This is a genomic window from Paraburkholderia sp. GAS333 (assembly GCF_050435665.1).
GTDB lineage: Bacteria > Pseudomonadota > Gammaproteobacteria > Burkholderiales > Burkholderiaceae > Paraburkholderia > Paraburkholderia fungorum_A.
Map to the genome: position 1 here is coordinate 67,104 of NZ_JBNDKS010000009.1, position 18,295 is coordinate 85,398.

The 18,295-nt window shown below is 62.3% G+C and carries 16 protein-coding genes; 8 read left to right on the top strand and 8 right to left on the bottom strand.

What is annotated here, in order from left to right:
* Nucleotides 1-131: 131 nt before the first annotated feature.
* Both ABH945_RS31950 and garL read right to left on the bottom strand, forming a co-directional pair.
* Complete coding sequence (locus tag ABH945_RS31950) at nucleotides 132-1,211, bottom strand: 2-hydroxy-3-oxopropionate reductase (RefSeq protein ID WP_429253321.1); 1,080 nt, start codon at nucleotides 1,209-1,211, stop codon at nucleotides 132-134.
* The gene (garL, locus tag ABH945_RS31955) at nucleotides 1,130-1,930 is read right to left on the bottom strand and encodes a 2-dehydro-3-deoxyglucarate aldolase (protein WP_429253394.1); all 801 of its coding nucleotides are present in this window, start codon (nucleotides 1,928-1,930) and stop codon (nucleotides 1,130-1,132) included. The genes ABH945_RS31950 and garL overlap by 82 nt, the downstream gene beginning before the upstream one ends.
* 221 nt (nucleotides 1,931-2,151) lie before the next feature.
* Between garL and ABH945_RS31960 the strand changes: the two genes are divergently transcribed.
* Nucleotides 2,152-3,735 (top strand): aldehyde dehydrogenase (NADP(+)), encoded by a 1,584-nt coding sequence (locus ABH945_RS31960; protein WP_429253322.1) that lies wholly within the window; start codon nucleotides 2,152-2,154, stop codon nucleotides 3,733-3,735.
* A 110-nt stretch (nucleotides 3,736-3,845) separates the two neighbouring features.
* Here the strand turns inward: ABH945_RS31960 and ABH945_RS31965 are convergent, their stop codons facing one another.
* The 3 genes from ABH945_RS31965 to kdgD all read right to left on the bottom strand — a co-directional run bounded on the left by ABH945_RS31965 (nucleotide 3,846) and on the right by kdgD (nucleotide 7,378).
* Nucleotides 3,846-4,589 carry a FadR/GntR family transcriptional regulator gene (locus tag ABH945_RS31965; protein ID WP_074768102.1) on the bottom strand — a complete coding sequence of 248 codons (744 nt, stop codon included), beginning with the start codon at nucleotides 4,587-4,589 and terminating at the stop codon, nucleotides 3,846-3,848.
* Between the two features lie 199 nt (nucleotides 4,590-4,788).
* The gene (locus ABH945_RS31970) at nucleotides 4,789-6,162 is read right to left on the bottom strand and encodes an MFS transporter (RefSeq protein ID WP_429253323.1); all 1,374 of its coding nucleotides are present in this window, start codon (nucleotides 6,160-6,162) and stop codon (nucleotides 4,789-4,791) included.
* A 298-nt stretch (nucleotides 6,163-6,460) separates the two neighbouring features.
* Complete coding sequence (gene kdgD / locus ABH945_RS31975) at nucleotides 6,461-7,378, bottom strand: 5-dehydro-4-deoxyglucarate dehydratase (RefSeq protein ID WP_074768106.1); 918 nt, start codon at nucleotides 7,376-7,378, stop codon at nucleotides 6,461-6,463.
* Nucleotides 7,379-7,625: 247 nt separating this feature from the next.
* On the opposite strand from kdgD, the gene garD reads away from it, so the two are divergent.
* The 7 genes from garD to ABH945_RS32010 all read left to right on the top strand — a co-directional run bounded on the left by garD (nucleotide 7,626) and on the right by ABH945_RS32010 (nucleotide 15,917).
* On the top strand, nucleotides 7,626-9,218 hold the full coding sequence (garD, locus tag ABH945_RS31980) for a galactarate dehydratase (protein ID WP_429253324.1): 1,593 nt from the start codon (nucleotides 7,626-7,628) through the stop codon (nucleotides 9,216-9,218).
* A gap of 98 nt (nucleotides 9,219-9,316) precedes the next feature.
* Nucleotides 9,317-10,159, top strand: a complete 843-nt coding sequence (locus ABH945_RS31985) for an NAD-dependent epimerase/dehydratase family protein (RefSeq protein WP_429253325.1) — start codon at nucleotides 9,317-9,319, stop codon at nucleotides 10,157-10,159.
* Nucleotides 10,156-11,070 (top strand): SMP-30/gluconolactonase/LRE family protein, encoded by a 915-nt coding sequence (locus tag ABH945_RS31990; RefSeq protein ID WP_429253326.1) that lies wholly within the window; start codon nucleotides 10,156-10,158, stop codon nucleotides 11,068-11,070. The genes ABH945_RS31985 and ABH945_RS31990 overlap by 4 nt, the downstream gene beginning before the upstream one ends.
* A 580-nt stretch (nucleotides 11,071-11,650) precedes the next feature.
* Nucleotides 11,651-12,643, top strand: coding sequence for a TRAP transporter substrate-binding protein (locus ABH945_RS31995; RefSeq protein ID WP_074768112.1), 993 nt, complete (start codon nucleotides 11,651-11,653; stop codon nucleotides 12,641-12,643).
* 162 nt (nucleotides 12,644-12,805) lie between these two features.
* Nucleotides 12,806-13,285 (top strand): TRAP transporter small permease, encoded by a 480-nt coding sequence (locus ABH945_RS32000; RefSeq protein ID WP_074768114.1) that lies wholly within the window; start codon nucleotides 12,806-12,808, stop codon nucleotides 13,283-13,285.
* 7 nt (nucleotides 13,286-13,292) lie between these two features.
* Nucleotides 13,293-14,645 carry a TRAP transporter large permease gene (locus ABH945_RS32005; protein WP_074768116.1) on the top strand — a complete coding sequence of 451 codons (1,353 nt, stop codon included), beginning with the start codon at nucleotides 13,293-13,295 and terminating at the stop codon, nucleotides 14,643-14,645.
* Nucleotides 14,646-14,717: 72 nt separating this feature from the next.
* Nucleotides 14,718-15,917, top strand: coding sequence for a porin (locus ABH945_RS32010; RefSeq protein ID WP_074768118.1), 1,200 nt, complete (start codon nucleotides 14,718-14,720; stop codon nucleotides 15,915-15,917).
* A gap of 387 nt (nucleotides 15,918-16,304) precedes the next feature.
* On the opposite strand, the gene ABH945_RS32015 is transcribed toward ABH945_RS32010, so the two are convergent.
* The 3 genes from ABH945_RS32015 to ABH945_RS32025 form a co-directional block, all read right to left on the bottom strand.
* On the bottom strand, nucleotides 16,305-16,490 hold the full coding sequence (locus tag ABH945_RS32015) for a 4-oxalocrotonate tautomerase (protein ID WP_074768120.1): 186 nt from the start codon (nucleotides 16,488-16,490) through the stop codon (nucleotides 16,305-16,307).
* A 44-nt stretch (nucleotides 16,491-16,534) separates the two neighbouring features.
* Nucleotides 16,535-17,311, bottom strand: a complete 777-nt coding sequence (locus ABH945_RS32020; protein WP_429253327.1) for a class II aldolase/adducin family protein — start codon at nucleotides 17,309-17,311, stop codon at nucleotides 16,535-16,537.
* 67 nt (nucleotides 17,312-17,378) lie between these two features.
* Complete coding sequence (locus tag ABH945_RS32025; protein ID WP_429253395.1) at nucleotides 17,379-18,272, bottom strand: urea transporter; 894 nt, start codon at nucleotides 18,270-18,272, stop codon at nucleotides 17,379-17,381.
* Nucleotides 18,273-18,295 lie beyond the last annotated feature (23 nt).

Consider the following 18,295-nt stretch of genomic DNA (forward strand, 5'->3'; position numbering starts at 1 on the left):
AATGCTTGATGTAAGGTGCCTATCGTTAAAGAGTTGCGTTGGCTTTGAACGCGCACCTACGCCGTTCCCTCGGCCCCCATTGCAGGGAGCGAGGCAGAACGGCGTAGGGACTGTCTTGAGCTTGCGGCGACTTAAGCGCTCTGCTGACCGATCTCGTGATTGGCGAGCACTTCGAGCGCGCGAACCATCGCGGAGTGGTCCCATGCTTTGCCGCCGTGCGCGACGCACGCATTGAACAGCGCCTGGCAAGTGGCCGTGTTCGGCAACGACACGCCGAGCGCCTGAGCCGTCGACAGCGCGAGGTTCAAATCCTTCTGGTGCAGTTCGATGCGGAAGCCCGGATCGAAAGTGCGTTTGGTCATCCGCTCGCCGTGGACTTCGAGAATGCGCGACGACGCGAAGCCGCCCATCAGCGCTTCACGCACGCGCGCCGGATCGACGCCGGCCTTCGACGCCAGCAGCAGCGCTTCGCCGACCGCCTCGATCGTCGCGGCGACGATCACCTGATTGGCGACCTTGCAAACCTGTCCCGCGCCCACTGCGCCGATCAGCGTGACGTTCTTGCCCATCATGTCGAACAGCGGCTTGACGCAGTCGAAGGTCGCCGTGTCGCCGCCGACCATGATGGTCAGCATGCCGGCCTTCGCGCCGACTTCGCCGCCGGACACCGGCGCGTCGAGATATTCCGCGCCGCACTCGCGGACGCGGGCGGCGAAATCGCGGGTCGCCATCGGCGAGATGGAGCTCATGTCGACCACGATCTGACCCGCGCGCAATGCGCCCGCCACGCCCTGATCGCCGAACAGCACGCGTTCGACGTCCGGCGTATCCGGCACCATGATGAAGACCACGTCGGCCTTCGCGGCGACCGCAGCCGGGCTGTCGCACGCGACGGCGCCCGCCTGGACGAGTTCGTCGGGCACGCCGCTGCGCGTGAAAGCCGCCAGCGCGACGCCGTTCTTGAGAAGGTTGGCGGCCATGGGTTTGCCCATGATGCCGAGTCCGATAAAGCCTGCTGTTTGCATGGTTTGCTCCGAAGATGTCATGACGGCGGCGCGTGGATATCCGTTAAAATTTCGCGCGCGTTGCGTGGTCGTTGCGTGCTCGTTGCGTGTGACGTACGCGCGCGTTAAGCCGTGCCCGCCTGTTTCTGCATGAAGTGTTTCTGCACCGATTGCGCCGCGCCTTTCAGCATGCCCATGTCCGCGCACACGGCGATCACGCGGCAGCCCATCGACAGATAACGTTCCGCGTCGGCCTGCACGGGCGCGAGAATGCCGCTCGATTTGCCTGCCGCTTTCGCGCGCTCGAACACATGCGCGATGGCCTGCTGCACGTCGGGATGATTCGCGTTGCCGAGATGGCCGTAACCGGCCGCGAGATCGGACGGGCCGACGAACACGGCGTCGACACCGTCCACCGCGAGAATCTCGTCGATCGACTCGACTGCTTTACGGCTTTCGATCTGCACGATCACGCAGACGTTGTCGTTGGCGATGTCGAAATAGTCGGGCACGGTTGCGAAGTGGTTGCCGCGATGGCTGACGGATACGCCGCGAATACCTTGCGGCGGGTAGCGCGTGGCGGCGACGGCGCGGGCTGCGTCGTCCGCGCTTTCGACGAAGGGCACGAGGAAATTCGAAAAGCCGCTGTCGAGCAGGCGCTTGATGAACACGCTGTCGTTGGCCGGCGGACGTACGACGGGGGCGCTCGCGCTATCCTTGAGCGACATCAGTTGAGGAATGAGCGTGAGCACGTCGTTCGGCGCGTGCTCGGCGTCCAGCAGCATCCAGTCGAAACCGATGATTCCCAGCAGTTCCGTCACGATCGGGCTGGCGAGCGACGACCAGCAGCCGATCTGGGTTTCGCCGCTGCAAACCGCGCGGCGAAAGCGATTGGGCAAGGCCTGGTAGGGCGTAACGACTGGCATCATGTCTCCTCGAACGTCAATGGATCGGGCGAGCGGCAACGACGGTGGATTGAAATGTTATAGGTCGTCGTATGTCTTATTCCAGATTAGCATTGCGACCTGTGCTTGTAACGGGCACGTAAACCCGAATTCGCGGTGCAGCGGGCGTTTCCGGGTTGCGTGAGAGTACCTCGATGTTGTAGGATGACTTATATCTAAAGCCTTTTTCAAGGAAAGCAAAAATGTTGATTACCGGCGAAATGCTGATCGGCCGCCAAGCGGTGCGCGGCGAAGAGCAGGCGTTGCATGCGTTCAATCCGGCCACGGGCTCCGACATCGCCGAGCCGGTTTTCGGCGGCGGTGGCGTCGAGCAGGTTAAACAGGCGTGCGATCTGGCGCAGCAGGCGTTCGACACGTATCGCAATCTGCCGCTGACGGTGCGCGCCGAGTTCCTCGAGCGTATTGCCGACGGCATCACGGCATTGGGCGACGCGCTGATCGAGCGCGCGCAGCAGGAATCCGGTCTGCCGAAGGCGCGTCTGGAAGGTGAGCGTGGCCGTACCACGGGTCAGTTGAAGCTGTTCGCGCAAGTCGTGCGCGCGGGTCAGTGGCTGTCGGCTACGCTCGACTCGCCGCTGCCGGAGCGCAAGCCGCTGCCGCGCTCGGATCTGCGTCTGCAAAAGATCGCGCTCGGTCCGGTCGCTGTGTTCGGCGCCAGCAATTTCCCGCTCGCGTTTTCGGTGGCGGGCGGCGACACGGCATCGGCACTGGCGGCCGGTTGCCCGGTGGTGGTGAAGGCGCACGGCGCTCACTTGGGCACGTCGGAAATGGTCGGTCGCGTGATTCAACGCGTCGCGCAGGAAATGGACTTGCCGGAAGGCGTGTTCTCGCTGGTGGTCGGCGCGGGCAATGCGATCGGCGAAGCGCTCGTTGCGCACCCGGCAATCAAGGCAGTCGGCTTCACCGGTTCGCGCGCAGGCGGCCTCGCGCTGATGCGCGTCGCGGCGGCGCGTGCCGAGCCGATTCCGGTTTACGCGGAAATGAGCAGCATCAACCCGGTGTTCCTGCTGTCGAACGCGCTTAACCAGCGTGGCGAAAGCATGGCGCGCGGTTTCGTCGACTCGCTCGTGCTGGGCGCAGGCCAGTTCTGTACCAACCCGGGTCTCGCGATCGCGCTGGACAGCGACGCGTTGAAGGGCTTCGTCGCGACGGCATCCGAAGCGCTGGCTGCGAAGCCTGCGCAAACCATGCTGACTGCCGGCATTTGCGCCGCGTATCAGAAGGGCGAGAGCACGCTGGCGTCGACCAAGGGCGTTGAAGAAGTGGCGCGCGGCGTCGAGGCAACCGGTCCGAACCAGGCGCGTGCCGCCCTGTTCGTGACCGACGCGAAGACGTTCCTCGCGACCCCGACGCTCGAAGACGAAGTGTTTGGCCCGGTGTCGACCATCGTGCGATGCAAGGACGAGCAGGAACTGCTGGCCGTTGCCGAGCATTTCGAAGGTCAACTGACGGCTACGCTGCAAATGGACAGCGCCGACATCGCGGCGGCGAAGAAGCTGCTGCCGATTCTCGAGCGCAAGGCCGGCCGTATTCTGGTCAACGGCTACCCGACGGGCGTCGAGGTATCGCACGCGATGGTGCACGGCGGCCCGTTCCCGGCAACGTCCGACAGCCGCGCTACGTCGGTCGGCACGACCGCGATCGACCGCTTCCTGCGTCCGGTCTGCTACCAGGATTTCCCGGCTGACCTGCTGCCCGAAGCGCTCGGCGACAGCAATCCGCTGGACCTGTGGCGTCGTCGCGATGGCGAGATCACGCGCAGCTAAGCGTGTGGTTGAAGCGCTAGTCAGATAAAAAAATGGCCGGGATGCAATGCATCCCGGCCATTTTTCTTTTGCGTTCGCTGTGAAGCGTTCGAACAGTTTCCGCTAGCGCCTCAGCTATTCGTCTCGCTCACTTCGTTCGCGCGCCGCAGCCGTTCCCGGCTATTCGACAGATGCATGCGCATTGCCGCGCGCGCACCTTCGGCATCGTGCCGCGAGATCGCTTCGAGAATGCTTTCGTGCTCAAGATTCACTAGCGACAGATACGCATCCGGCTCAGCGCGAGCAATGCCCGCCGAATCGAGCCGGTTACGTGGAATCAGCGCGCTGCCCATCTGCGTGAGGATGTCGACGAAATAACGGTTGCCCGTGGCGCGTGCGACCGAAATATGGAATTGCAGATCGGCGTCGACGCTGTCCAGCCCGTTGTGACGCGTGGCTTCGATCGCGTCGAGCGCGCCGCGCATGCGCGCGATGTCTTCCGGCTTCGAGCGTTGCGCGGCCAAACCAGCGCATTCCGTTTCGAGGCTGATACGCAATTCGAGAATGGACAGCACGTCGCGCAGCGTGGTGGCGGGCACCATGTCGATGCCGAGTTTTTCGCGCTGCGGCTCCAGCACGAAGCTGCCGATACCGTGGCGCGTCTCGATGATCTTGCCCGCCTGCAGGCGTGAAATTGCTTCGCGGATCACGGTGCGACTCACGCTCAGCGTGACCATCAGTTGCGATTCGGTCGGCAGTTTGTCGCCGGGTTTCAGCGCGTTGGACGCGATCTGATCGGTAACGTAGCTGACGACGAACTCGGCAAGATTGCGAGCGCGTCGTGGCGGTGCCGCGGATGCCAGTGGTGTAGCCATCGAAAACGCCCCTTGAAATCAAATAGTTGCAGATAAGACCTGCGTTTCATTATACCGTCGTCTGACGACTGATTATATAGAGGTCAAATCGATTTCCACTATGCGGTTTTTCCTGGGGGTAACCCGCGCTATGCGCCGCCAGGCAAGGCCAGAGGCCCGCCTGATAGGGGCGCCAGGGAAGTACGATGACCCGCGACGGTTAGACGCGCCGCAACTCGACCCGCTTGATGTCCTTCACGATCACCAGATAGCTGAACACCGTGAGCAGCGCGTTCGCGCCGACGAACACCAGCGCGCCGTTGAACGAGCCGGTTTCCGCGACGAGGTAGCCGATCACGATCGGCGTGACGATGCCCGCCACGTTGCCGAACATGTTGAAGATCGCGCCGGACAAACCGAGCGCTTCCTTCGGCGACGTATCCGCGACCACGGCCCAGCCGAGTGCGCCGATGCCTTTGCCGAAGAACGCGAGCGACATCAGCGCAACGACCACCCAGTCGGTCGACACATAGTTGCAGCCGATGATGCACGTCGACAGCAGCATGCCGCCGACAATCGGCACCTTGCGCGCGACGGTCAGCGAAAAGCCGCGCCGGATCAGCCCGTCCGACAGAATGCCGCCGAGCACGCCACCCGAGAATCCGCAGATGGCGGGCAACGACGCCACCAGGCCCGCATGCAGGATCGTCATGCCGCGCGCCTGCACGAGGTAGATCGGAAACCAGGTGAGGAAGAAGTAGGTCAGCACGTTGATGCAGTACTGCGCGAGATAGACGCCGACCAGCATCCGGTTGCCGAGCAGTTGACGCACGAGAAACCAGCCGCCTGTGCTTGAGATATCGGCGGGGCGGGTGGCTTTTTCAGCTTTCTTGTGCCCGCTGATCACGCCGCCGCCCTGTTCGATGTACTCGAGTTCGGCGCGCGACACACGCGGGTGATCGGCGGGATTTTTCATGACCCGCAGCCACGTGGCGGCGAGAATCAGGCCGATCGCACCCATCACGAGGTAGACCGAATGCCAGCCGAATGCGTGCGTGAGCCACGCCATCAGCGGCGTAAATACGACGGCGGCGAAGTATTGCGCCGCGTTGAAAATGGCCGACGCGGTGCCGCGTTCGTTGGTCGGGAACCAGCTTGCCACCACTTTCGCGTTGGCCGGAAACGCGGGCGATTCCGCTGCGCCCATCACGAAACGCAACACGAACAGTGCGGAGATGGCTGCGGATGCGCTGCCCAGCAGGCCGATCGAGCTTTGCAGCAGCGTGAACAGCGACCACGAGAAAATGCTCGCCGCGTACACGCGCCGCGCGCCGAAGCGGTCCAGCAGCCAGCCGGCCGGCAACTGCGCCAGCACGTAAGCCCAACTGAACGCCGAGAAGATGTAGCCCATCTTGACCGCGTCGAGGCTGAACTCGCCGCGCATCGCCGAGCCGGTCACGGAGAGCGTCGCGCGGTCCGCGTAGTTGAGCGTCGTGATCAGAAAGATCAGCAGCAGGATCGTATACCGGACTTTGGTGCGCTTTCCTGCATCGGCGGCGGCATTGGCGGAATCGGCCGTGCGGCTCACATCCATGGTCATCTCCTGAATTTTTATGCGAGGGAGCGAGCTCCCGGAGTTGCATGCAGCGTTCTGGCCGGGCGTCGACGGCAAAGGCGGTCCGGCTGGCGGTACGAGCCGTGCAGCGGCTCGCGATGGCCGCAACGCAACGCAATCGGATTCGCCGTTTTTCAGCGGATCGGATCAGCCTTCACGCCACCCGCGCACAGTACGCAAAACGCCCGGCGACGTTGCCGTCCCGGGCGCTCATTGCAAAGCCGTCAAGCGGCCCTCGTCGCACGGCCGCGATGTTGCCGCGACCGTGGCGGCTGCATTACTGCGCGCCGAGCTTCTTGATCAGCACGTCGAGCATGCCCATTTCTTCTTCGGTCAGGTCGGTCAGCGGTGCGCGGACCGGGCCTGCGTCGTGGCCGACCAGCTTCGCGCCGGCCTTGACGATGCTGACTGCGTAGCCAGCACGGCGGTTGCGGATCTTCAGGTACGGCAGGAAGAAGTCGTCGATCAGCTTGCCGACCGTTGCGTGGTCGTCGGCGGCAATCGCGCGGTAGAAGTCCATCGCCGTCTTCGGGATGAAGTTGAACACGGCCGACGAGTACACCGGCACGCCCAGCGCCTTGTATGCCGCTGCGTAGACTTCTGCGGTCGGCAGGCCGCCGAGGTAAGAGAAGCGGTCGCCCAGACGGCGGCGGATCGTCACCATGTTTTCGATCTCGCCCACGCCGTCCTTGAAGCCGATCAGGTTCGGGCAGCGTTCCGCCAGACCTTCGAGCATGTCCGCGTTGAGCTTCGAATTGGCGCGGTTGTAGATGATCACGCCCATGTTCGGCACGGCTTTACACACTTCTTCAGCGTGCGCGGCGATACCTTCCTGGCAGGCTTCGGTCAGGTAATGCGGCATCAGCAGAATGCCGTTGGCGCCGTGACGCTCGGCTTCCTTCGCGTAGTCGATCGCGACGCGCGTCGGGCCGCCTGCACCCGCCAGGATCGGCACCTTGCCCTTGCAGACTTCGGTGGCGGTCTTCACGACCTTCGAGTAATCGTCATGCGTCAGCGAGAAGAATTCGCCCGTGCCGCCCGCCACGAACAGCGCCGATGCGCCGTACGGAGCGAGCCAGTCGAGGCGCTCAGCGTACGTGTCGGCGCGGAAGTTGCCTTGTGCGTCGAAGTCGGTGACGGGGAAGGACAGCAGACCTTCCGAAACGATTGCTTTGAGTTCCTGCGGTGTCGTCATGATGAGTATCCAGGCGTCTGTACTAGGTCAGTATTGAATCGGTATGGGGTAGATCCGTCGAAATGGACATTTCTTATACGTCATCGTACAACAACAAATCGACGAACTCAACGGGGTTTTCACGGCATAATGGTTGTTATAGGGTAAATACGGAACATCCACGTCATGTCCCATGTTGTAGGATGACGTATGAATAGCTGGCGCGGCAGGCTCGCAGCAGGCTCATATCGCCAAAAGGATCGATGCAATGGAACAACAATCCCCGCTCTACATTCGCGTTCACCCCAATGACAATGTCGCGATCGTCGTCAACGACGGCGGTCTCGGCGAGGGCGCGACATTCCCCGACGGTCTCGTGCTGCGCGAACGCGTGCCGCAAGGCCACAAGGTCGCGCTGGCCGATCTGGCCGAGGGCGACGAGGTCATCCGCTATAACGTGGTGATTGGTTACGCGCTGAAGGCGCTGCCCAAGGGCAGCTGGATCAACGAACACGTGATCCGCATGCCGAGCCCGCCCGGACTCGAAGACCTGCCCATCGCGACGATCAAGGCGCCGGAGATGCCGCCGCTCGAAGGCTTCACATTCGAGGGCTACCGCAACGCGGACGGCTCGGTCGGCTCGCGCAACATTCTCGCGATCACGACCACGGTGCAGTGCGTGGCCGACGTCGTTCAGCACGCAGTGACGCGTATCAAGGCCGAGCTTCTGCCGCAGTATCCGAATGTCGACGACGTGGTGAGCCTCGGCCACACGTACGGCTGCGGGGTCGCGATCGACGCACCGGACGCGATGGTGCCGATCCGCACGGTCCGTAACATCAGTCTGAATCCGAATTTCGGCGGCGAAGTGATGATGGTCAGCCTGGGTTGCGAAAAGCTGCAACCCGAGCGTCTGATGCCGCCGGGCACGATTCCTATCGCGGCGGCCGCGAATGTATCGGAAGTCGCGGACATCGGCGATGTCGCGGCCGACCTGAACGGCGACGTGGTGGTGCTGCAGGACGACGCGCACGTCGGCTTCCAGTCGATGATCGAGTCGATCATGAAGATGGCCGACGGTCATCTGAAGCGCCTGAACAACCGCCGTCGCGAAACCTGCCCGGCGTCCGATCTGGTGATCGGCGTGCAGTGCGGCGGCAGCGATGCGTTCTCCGGCCTGACCGCCAACCCCGCGGTGGGCTTCGCGACCGATCTGCTGGTGCGCGCCGGCGCGACCGTGATGTTCTCCGAAGTCACCGAAGTGCGTGACGGCGTCGATCAGCTCACGGCCCGCGCAGCCAACGCGGAAGTGGCGGCGGAGATCATCCGCGAGATGCAGTGGTACGACGATTATCTGAAGCGCGGCGGCGCGGACCGCAGCGCGAACACCACGCCTGGTAACAAGAAGGGCGGCTTGTCGAACATCGTCGAAAAGGCGATGGGCTCGATCATCAAGTCGGGCAACTCGGCCATTTCGGGCGTGTTGTCGCCGGGCGAGAAGGTTCGTCAGAAGGGCCTGATTTACGCGGCGACGCCGGCAAGCGATTTCATCTGCGGCACGCTGCAGGTGGCCGCGGGTATCAATCTGCACGTGTTCACGACCGGCCGCGGTACGCCGTACAGCCTCGCCGAAGTGCCCGTCATCAAGGTCGCGACGCGCTCGGACCTGGCGCGCCGCTGGCACGATCTGATGGACATCAACGCCGGCACGATCGCCACCGGCGCGGCGACGATTGAAGACGTGGGTTGGGAACTGTTCCGCCTGATGCTCGACGTCGCCAGCGGCCGCAAAGAGACCTGTGCGGAAAAACTCAAGCTGCATAATGCGTTGACGCTGTTCAACCCGGCGCCGGTGACCTGATTCCCGGCTGAGCCTGGTCATGCCGCTGTTCTGCCGCATGGCCGGGCTTTCCCCGAATCGACTGACACCCCGACCGCACTCCCATCAAATAAAGAGACATGACTGACTCGAATTCCGACCGCTCCGCGGCAAAGAAGCCGTTCCATCGTCTGCTGCTGACGGGCGCCGCCGGCAATCTCGGCAAGCAATTGCGCGGCGCGCTGTCCGCGTGGGCCGATATCGTGCGTGTGACCGATATCGCGCCGCTCGGCGAGGTCGCCGATCATGAAGAGGCATCCATCGTCAATCTCGCCGACGAAGCCGCGGTTCACGCGTTGCTCGAAGGCGTGGATGCCGTCATCCACCTCGGCGGTATTTCCGTCGAAGCGCCGTTCGAAGAGCTGATCGAAGCGAACATTCGCGGCCTCTACAACCTGTATTCGGCTGCGCAGAAGCAGGGCGTGAAGCGGATCATTTACGCCAGCTCGAATCACGCGGTGGGTTTCCATCCGGTGACGTCGGTGGTCGATATCGACGCGCCGCTGCGTCCGGACAGCCTGTACGGCGTGACGAAGTGCTTCGGCGAATCGCTGTCGCGTTTCTACTTCGACCGCTTTGGTCTGGAGACCGTGTGCCTGCGGATCGGCTCGTCGTTCGAACAGCCGAAGTCCGCGCGCATGCTGGTCACGTATCTGAGCTATCGCGACTTCATCGAACTGATCCGCTGCTCGCTGTTCACCAATCGCGTGGGTCACGCAATCGTCTATGGCGTGTCGAACAACCGTATTTCGTGGGTCGACAACACCAAGGCTGCGTTCCTCGGCTTCCGTCCGCAAGATAGCTCGGAGCAGTTCGAGCATCTGTTCCCGGCGGGTGCGCCCGACCAGAACTTCGACGATCCGACCCAGTTGTTCCAGGGCGGCCCGTTCGTGCTGGCCGGTCCGATGGAGCCGAAGCGGTGAGCGCGACGTTCGGTCCGCGCGTCGAGCGGCTTGAGGGAGCAGGGCAGGCGCCCGCAGGTGTCGGCGAAAGCCCGGTGTGGCGTGCCGCCGAGCAGGCGCTTTACTGGGTCGACATTCCGGCGCAGAAAATCGTTCGCCTGGCAGTCGGCTCGGGCGTGCGCACCGAATGGACGTTGCCGGAGAAGGTGGCCTGTATCGCGTTCGACCGTCACGGCACCGTGCTGGCCGGTTGCGAGACCGGACTGTTCGCGGTGACGCTGGACGAAGCGGGCGGCAATGTCGCCGTGCGCAAGCTCGCCGCGCCGTCGTTCCGGTTCGCCGACATGCGTTTCAACGACGGCCGTTGCGACCGGCAAGGGCGCTTCTGGTCCGGCACGATGGTCCAGGACATGTCGGCGGCCAATCCGGCCGGCGAACTGTATCGCTACGACGCGCAGGGCGTGCTGTCCGCGCCGGTGATCGACGGGCTGATTACGCAGAACGGTCTTGGCTGGTCGCCGGACGGCACGACGATGTATCTGTCCGACTCGCATCCGCTGCGCCGGCAGATCTGGGCGTTCGACTACGACATCGCGTCGGGCGAGCCGCGCAACCGTCGCATATTCGCGGACCTGAATCATCACGTAGGCCGGCCGGACGGCGCGGCGGTGGACGCTGACGGCTGCTACTGGATCTGCGCGAACGACGCCGGCCAGCTGCTGCGTTTCACGCCACAAGGCAAGCTCGATCGTCAACTGGCCGTGCCGGCCGTCAAGCCAGCAATGTGCGCGTTCGGTGGCCGCGATCTGGACACGTTGTTTGTGACATCGATTCGCCCCGCGACGGGTGCGAGCGAGCACGACGGACATGTATTCGCCGTGCGCCCGGGCGTCACCGGCCTGCCTGAGCCGGAATTCGCCGGCGAACTGTAAAGCCGGCCTTACACGTTGCATGCGCCGGGGCTTATCGCACCCGGCGCCTTACACTTTCGTGTGTTTTATTCATCACTCGTCGTACAACATGTGTCGCGTTTAGGCCACGTTTTTACCGTGACTACGCTATAAAAGCACAGCCGCTTCGACCCATCGTCATCTCCTCCCGATCTCTGCGCTAGCTGGCGCGGGGCCTCGCGGTTCACCGAGCCGGTCATCTCTACCGCGCGTCCCAATTCTGCGGGTAAATACCGTCTGTACAAGTCAAAACGCGTTTTATAGACTTCATATGTCGTCGTACAACGTATAAGCCCAAACGAATTCCTTTCTGTGAATTTCGAGATTACAGCCTGAATCCATCGGGGCTGTATAGGCGGGCCGTTAGTACGCCAGATTTAAATCGACGTAATCGAAGTACAAGAAGCAAGTTGGAGTGCTGAGCATCGCGCCGGGGACATAGCGCGATCCAGCGCGGCAGTGCGCCGCCAGCCGCCCAGGCCCGCGAGTGCGCATCCGTGAGACACATTAAAACCAAGCGGCATCCACCACTCAGGGTGTCAACTTTTCAAGGAATGTCACGATGAACAAGAAGTTTGCCTCTTCCCGTGTTTCGATGATCGTCGCGGCTTCGGTGCTCGCATTCAGCACCGTGTCGGCACATGCGCGGACGTTCCGCGTCGCGGACGTGCACGGCGACACCTATCCGACCAATATGGCCGTGAAGTACATGGGTGAAGAGATCAACAAGGCAACCGGTGGCAAGGATTCCGTGAAGGTGTTCGGCAACAGCGCACTGGGTTCGGAAAACGACACCATCGACCAGGTGCGTATCGGTGCGCTGGACATGGCGCGTGCCAACGGTGCCGCGTTCAACGAGATCGTTCCCGAATCGATGATTCCGTCGCTGCCGTTCCTGTTCCGCGACATCGACCATTTCCGCAAGGTGATGTACGGCCCGGAAGGCCAGAAGATTCTCGACGCGTTCGCCGCGAAGGGCATGATCGCGCTGACGTTCTACGAGAGCGGCGCGCGTTCGATGTACGCCAAGCGCGCGATCCATTCGCCCGCCGACATGAAGGGCCTGAAAGTGCGCGTGCAGCCTTCGGATCTGATGGTCGACGAAATCAAGGCAATGGGCGGCACGCCGACGCCGATGCCGTTCGCCGAAGTCTATACGGGCCTGAAGACGGGTCTGGTGGACGCAGCGGAAAACAATATTCCGTCGTACGAAGAAACCAAGCACTTCGAAGTCGCGCAGGTCTATTCGGAAACCCAGCATTCGATGACCCCGGAAGTGCTGGTGTTCTCGAAGAAGGTGTGGGACACGCTGACGCCGCAGGAGCAGCAGATCATCAAGAAGGCGGCGGCCGACTCGGTGCCGTACTACCAGAAGCTGTGGACCGCGCGTGAAGCCGACGCAGCGAAGACGGTCACCAAGGGCGGCGCGTCGATCGTCCAGCCGGCGCAGATCGACCGCGCGGCTTTCGTGACGGCGATGCAGCCGGTGTGGGCGAAGTACGAAAAGACCCCGCAAATGAAGCAGCTCGTCGACGAGATCCAGGCAATCAAATAAGTTTCGGCATCAGTTAAAGACGGTTGCACAGGCATCGGCCACGGCGAGGAGAGCCCTGCGGAAGTTCCGCGGGCTCTTTCGCCGCGCGCCGTTGCCGGCTGGTGAAGCACAGCAGGATTGCTAAATAGTGAAGTTAGGTCTGTCGTGAGCAAGGACGGGGTCATGAGTTTCCTGAAACGCCCAAATGATTTTCTTTTTCGCGCGCTGGTCGTCGTTGCGTCGACCAGCCTCGCCACTCTCTGTCTGCTGGTGATCTATAGCGTCGTGATGCGCTATGTCTTCAACGACGCACCCGATTACGTCGAGCCGATCGCGCTGCTGCTGGTGATCGTGATCGCGATGTTCGGCGCCGCGCTCAAGGTTCGCGAAGGCGGCCATATCGGGCTCGACTCGCTCGTGAAGAATCTTTCGCTGAAGGGCCAGGCCATTGCTGCGGGGATCCAGCATCTTTGCCTGATCGCTTTTGCGGTGGCGGTTTTCTTCGGCTGCTCGGAAATGGCGATGACCACGATGGAGGACCGGATTCCGATCATTGGCGTTCCAGAAGGAGTGCGTTATCTGATTCCGGTCGTCGCCAGCGTCTGCATTGCGCTGTTCTCGTTCGAGCACCTGCTGGCGCTCTTCGTCAAGAAACAAAAATAGAACAATCATGGAACTTGCCCTCCTTGCTGTCAGTTTTCTCGTCTTCCTCGTTCTAGGGGTTCCGGTTTCATTCGCGTTGGGGCTCTCGTGCGTCCTCACGTATCTGTATGAAGGTTTGCCGGCGGCGACTGCGATGCAGTCGATGATCTCGGGCATGAACGCGTTCTCGTTCCTCGCGGTCCCGTTCTTCATTTTCTCCGGCGAACTGATGCTGCACGGTGGGATCGCCGATCGCATCCTGCGTTTCGCGCAGGCCACCGTGGGTCACTTCCGCGGCGGTCTCGGCATGGCCAACGTGGTCGCGTGCACGCTGTTCGGCGGCGTGTCGGGTTCGCCGACTGCGGATACGTCCGCGATGGGCGGCGTCGTGATTCCGCTGATGAAGCGCGAAGGCTATAGCGCCGCTTACGCCGTCAACGTGACGACGCACTCGTCGCTGGCGGGTGCGTTGATGCCCACCTCGACCAACATGATCATTTACGCGTTCGCCGCGCAGGGCATCACCGGCACGTTGAATGGCGTGCAGATGAGCGGCGTGTCGATTGGCGATCTGTTGTTTTCCGGTCTTCTGCCGGTGCTGTGGGTGATGGGTTTCGTGCTGATCGCGGCCTACTGGCAAGCGGTCAAATACGGTTATCCGCGTCGCCCGGACGGTTCGACCGAACTGCAGCGTTTCCCCGGCTGGATGGCGGTCGCTCGCACTTTCCTCGGCGCAGTGCCGGGTCTGATGGTGATCGCGATCATTCTGGTGTGCGTGGCCAAGGGTATTGCCACCGCCACGGAAGCCGCCGCGATTGCCGTGGGTTACTCGCTGATTCTGACCATCGTCGTATATCGCACGATGACGATGAAGAAGCTCGGTCATGCGCTGTCAAAAGCCGCCAAGACCACGGGGGTGGTGCTGCTGCTGATCGGCGTGTCGAACATGCTGCGCTTCCAGATGGCCTATCTGGAGATCCCGGACGCGATCGAGCGCATGCTCGACGGCGCAACGGTGTTGCCGTGGCTGATGCTGCTCTACATCAACCTGATCCAGATTTTCCTCGGCACGTTCGTCGACATGGCGGCGCACATTCTGATCACCACGCCGCTGTTCCTGCCGATGGCGATGCACAACGGCGTCGGTCCCGTGCAGTTCGGGATCATGATTCTGCTGAACTGTGCTTTGGGTCTCGTGCATCCGCCGATCGGGTCCGTGCAGTTCATTGGTTGCGCGATTGGCAATGTGTCGATTGGTGAAACCACCAAGGTGGCATGGCCGTATTACCTGGCTATCTTCAGCGCCATCAATATCGTCACGTACGTACCTATGTTCTCCACCTGGTTGCCGAGCATCATCAACGGCCACCCTGTGTTCTAAGTAGATACATTCCACACTCAGCGGCGCTTGCTCAAGGTCGCACATAAATAAAGTTCTTAACAAGGAGTAGAAATGAAAAAGGCACTCGTCACTTCAGCACTGGGGTTGGTCGCCCTGGGCGCGCATGCACAAAGCAGCGTGACGTTGTACGGTATCGTCGACACGGGTATCGGCTACCAAAGCAGCTCGGCAGCACTCGGTTCGAATGCCGGCGGCCGTTCGCAGGTCAAGATGATCAACGGTATCTGGGCGGGCAGCCGTTTCGGCCTGAAGGGTTCGGAAGATCTGGGCGGCGGCACGAAGGCCATTTTCCAATTGGAAGAGGGCTTCAACAGTGCGACGGGTGCTGAGAGCGTTTCGGGTCTGATGTTCAGCCGCCAGGCGTATGTCGGCGTGGCGAATGCCAACTACGGTACGTTCACGATGGGCCGTCAGTACACGTCGTACTACACGCTGCTGTCGACGTACAGCCCGACCACGTGGCTGACGGGCGCATACGGCGCACACCCGGGTGATATCGACTCGATGGACACGTTGTACCGCGCGAACAACTCGCTGGTGTACACGTCGCCGAAGTTCGGCGGCCTGACGGTCAGCGGTTCGTACTCGCTGGGCGGCACGCCGGGCAGCTTCGCCGCAGGTCAAACCTGGAGCGCGGCAGCACAGTACCTGTATGGTCCGTTCGGCCTCGCAGCAGGTATCCAGCGCATCGACAACGGCAACACGTCCGGCGGCGCGTGGGGCGCGAACTCGACGACGTCGAACAACGGCGCGCAAGCCGGTATCTCGGCGATCAACAACGGCTTCCAGACGGCTGCCAAGCAACAGCGCATTGCAGTGAACGGCGGCTACGCGTTCAACTCGCAGTGGGACGTGTCGTTCGCCTACTCGAACGTGCAATACGCTCCGGGCATCGCCTCGGCGTTCACGGGCACGGCGATCTGGAACACGGGCGGTGTTGTGCTGCACTACAAGCCGTTCACGGCTCTGGATCTGGCAGCTGGCTATAGCTACACGCGTGCAACGCAGTCGAACGGCATCACGAGCGCGGCTAGCTACAACCAGTTCAACCTGTCGCAGTACTACAGCCTCTCCAAGCGTACGGGTCTGTATGCACTGGAAGCCTATCAACGTGCAGGCGGCAAGACGCTTGGCAAGGATGGCAAGAGCATCATCAACGCAACGGCTGACATCGGTGACGGTCAGAACAGCGCACCGTCGTCGTCGCGCAGCCAGGTTGCTGTTGGCGCAGGCATCATCGTCAAGTTCTGATTGGGTAGTTTAGTGGCGGCGTAGTGTGATGCCGCCACGGCAACGCGTTGCAGGTACGCGTTGCTTCGGGTATTGCGGGCTGCGCGCGCAACGCGCGCAGCCTTTGCGTCGCGCAGCTTTTCAGTGCCACGCACGTCGGACCTGTCCATGGTTTGACTCAATCAATCTCATCTTCGGTTCACGCGCGAATTCCCTCGTGTGGTGCATTCGCTCCGTCGCTTTCTCCGCAACAATCGCACTCAACGCATGCAGTTCACGTTCCGCTGAATGGGAAAACGAGCGCGTTCAGCAGCAATTGCCGTCGCGCTGACGCCGACAAAGCCTTTCAGATTGTTGGGTCCACACAACGCTGGACAAAAATTTACGGCCACCATTCAGCGCAATTCGTCACGCTTCAGACCACAAACGTCCTCCCGTCGCCCAGTTTTCGCGCTTCACTTCGGTGAGGATGATGTCCACCGAATTGGGTTCGACGCCGAGCGAATCGCAGGTCGCCTTGGTGATGGCTTCGACGAACTCGCGTTTCTGATCCAGTGAGCGGCCTTCGAAAAGTTCGATATGAAACGTGGGCATGACGGCTCCGGTAAAAAGTATTTGCTAAAAAAGTAGGCGGAAATTCAGTGCCGGTAAGAGCGGTCGATCCGGTCGAGCTTGCGCAGCAACGCGGGCCATTCGAGGACGCCTTCGACTGCGCCGCCATCGAATAACTGTTCGGCCGTGCGCGCGGCAATCGCCGCGTCGGGCACGACGAGCGCCGTGCCGCAGGCTTGTGCCTGGATCTGGATCTCGCAGGCTTTGAGCAGGGTCGCCATCAGCACATAGGCCTCGGCGACCGTACGGCCGACAGTCAATGTGCCGTGATTGCGCAGAAGCATCGCGGGTTTGTCGGCGAGATGGGCGACGAGGCGGTCTCCTTCGGCGGGCGTGAACGCAAGGCCCTCGTAGTCGTGGTAGGCGAGCTTTCCATAGAAGCGCAGCGCGTGTTGCGACGCCGGCAGCAAGCCGTCGGGCTGCGCGGAAACGGCAACCCCCGCCGTATTGTGCAGATGCATCACACAGAACGCGTCGGCACGCGCAACGTGGACAGCCGCGTGCAGCGCGAAGCCCGTCGCGTTGACGGCATGCTCGCTCGCCCCAACCACATTGCCCGCGACGTCGATCTTCATGAGGTTCGACGCGCACACTTCGTCGAACGCGAAGCCGAATGGGTTTATCAGGAAATGGCCAGGTTCGCCGGGCACGCTCGCCGAGATATGGGTGTAAATCAGGTCGTCCCAGCCGTTGAGCGCCGCGAGGCGATAGGCGGCCGCGAGGTCGACGCGGGTCTGCTGCTCAGCATCGGAGGGCGGCCGCGTTTCAGCGATGCGGGCTGCGGGGGTATGGGTGAACGACATGTGTGTCTCCTGCAATTGCCGGATCGCCGGGGGCTGCTATCGGTTGGCTGCGCTCGGCATCCTTGAGTCAGGCGGGTTGTGCGACACGTCGCCCGAGCCACTGCACGCTCCACGTCGCGATGACGAACGGTGCGGTCATCGCAGGCCATCCTAAGCGGGCAGCTATGGCTTGCAACACGACCGACAACATGACGCCGCCGATCATCGACAACCCGCCGTAGTCGATCAGCGCGAGCGCAGTGAGCGCGCCGTTGAATCCTAACAGGCCGGCATCGAACGAGCTTGGGGATGCGTGGAGAACGAGGTGAGCGGCGCTCGCGAGTGCCGCACCGATTAGCGCGGCGAATGCGTGTCTACGCGATGCTGCTGCAATTCCGGTCAGCACCAGCAAGCCCGGCAATGCGCCCGACGCGAAGCCGGTTTGCGCGAAACCGGCGAGTAAGCCGCTGCTCCATTGCAGCGCGCTACCGGCGACCATCGCGTGCGGTTGGAGCGCGCTGGCCGGAGTGGCATGGTTCGCGAGCATCGGCAGCCAGAACCATGTGACGAGCAGACATGGGCTCGAAAAGTATCCGAGGCCGCGCACACTCAACCAGCGCGACATCGGCTTGATGAGCCACGCTGTGCCGGTCGCGGCGAGAATCGTCACGGCAGCCGCAGTCCCGGAATCGGCGATGAAACTGAACGCGGCGAGACCGGCAAGTGCTCCATTGAAGCCATGCAATCCGGCACGGATTTCGTCGTCGCGATTCGGATGGTCGCGCGTATCCGCCAGAATCGCGCTCACATTCGCCGATATCGCGCCCATCAACGCCGCGCACGCAAGCCGCGGGTCGGCCAGCCACCACGCGGCGAGCAGGCACGCGCCGGTAAAGGCGTTCGCTTGCAGCACGATCTGGCCGACACTGCGCAGCAGCGTGCGTAACGCGGCGGAGGGCGCCTCGGTCGCGGCAGCATGCACGGTAGAAGGGTGAAGTGAGGTGA

Excerpts from the sequence above, each read along its gene's own strand:
- garL (WP_429253394.1), bottom strand. The coding sequence starts at position 1,930 with ATGCCAGTCGTTACGCCCTACCAGGCCTTGCCCAATCGCTTTCGCCGC.
- ABH945_RS31960 (WP_429253322.1), top strand. The coding sequence starts at position 2,152 with ATGTTGATTACCGGCGAAATGCTGATCGGCCGCCAAGCGGTGCGCGGC.
- ABH945_RS31965 (WP_074768102.1), bottom strand. The coding sequence starts at position 4,589 with ATGGCTACACCACTGGCATCCGCGGCACCGCCACGACGCGCTCGCAAT.
- ABH945_RS31970 (WP_429253323.1), bottom strand. The coding sequence starts at position 6,162 with ATGGATGTGAGCCGCACGGCCGATTCCGCCAATGCCGCCGCCGATGCA.
- kdgD (WP_074768106.1), bottom strand. The coding sequence starts at position 7,378 with ATGACGACACCGCAGGAACTCAAAGCAATCGTTTCGGAAGGTCTGCTG.
- garD (WP_429253324.1), top strand. The coding sequence starts at position 7,626 with ATGGAACAACAATCCCCGCTCTACATTCGCGTTCACCCCAATGACAAT.
- ABH945_RS31985 (WP_429253325.1), top strand. The coding sequence starts at position 9,317 with ATGACTGACTCGAATTCCGACCGCTCCGCGGCAAAGAAGCCGTTCCAT.
- ABH945_RS31995 (WP_074768112.1), top strand. The coding sequence starts at position 11,651 with ATGAACAAGAAGTTTGCCTCTTCCCGTGTTTCGATGATCGTCGCGGCT.
- ABH945_RS32000 (WP_074768114.1), top strand. The coding sequence starts at position 12,806 with ATGAGTTTCCTGAAACGCCCAAATGATTTTCTTTTTCGCGCGCTGGTC.
- ABH945_RS32005 (WP_074768116.1), top strand. The coding sequence starts at position 13,293 with ATGGAACTTGCCCTCCTTGCTGTCAGTTTTCTCGTCTTCCTCGTTCTA.
- ABH945_RS32010 (WP_074768118.1), top strand. The coding sequence starts at position 14,718 with ATGAAAAAGGCACTCGTCACTTCAGCACTGGGGTTGGTCGCCCTGGGC.
- ABH945_RS32015 (WP_074768120.1), bottom strand. The coding sequence starts at position 16,490 with ATGCCCACGTTTCATATCGAACTTTTCGAAGGCCGCTCACTGGATCAG.
- ABH945_RS32020 (WP_429253327.1), bottom strand. The coding sequence starts at position 17,311 with ATGTCGTTCACCCATACCCCCGCAGCCCGCATCGCTGAAACGCGGCCG.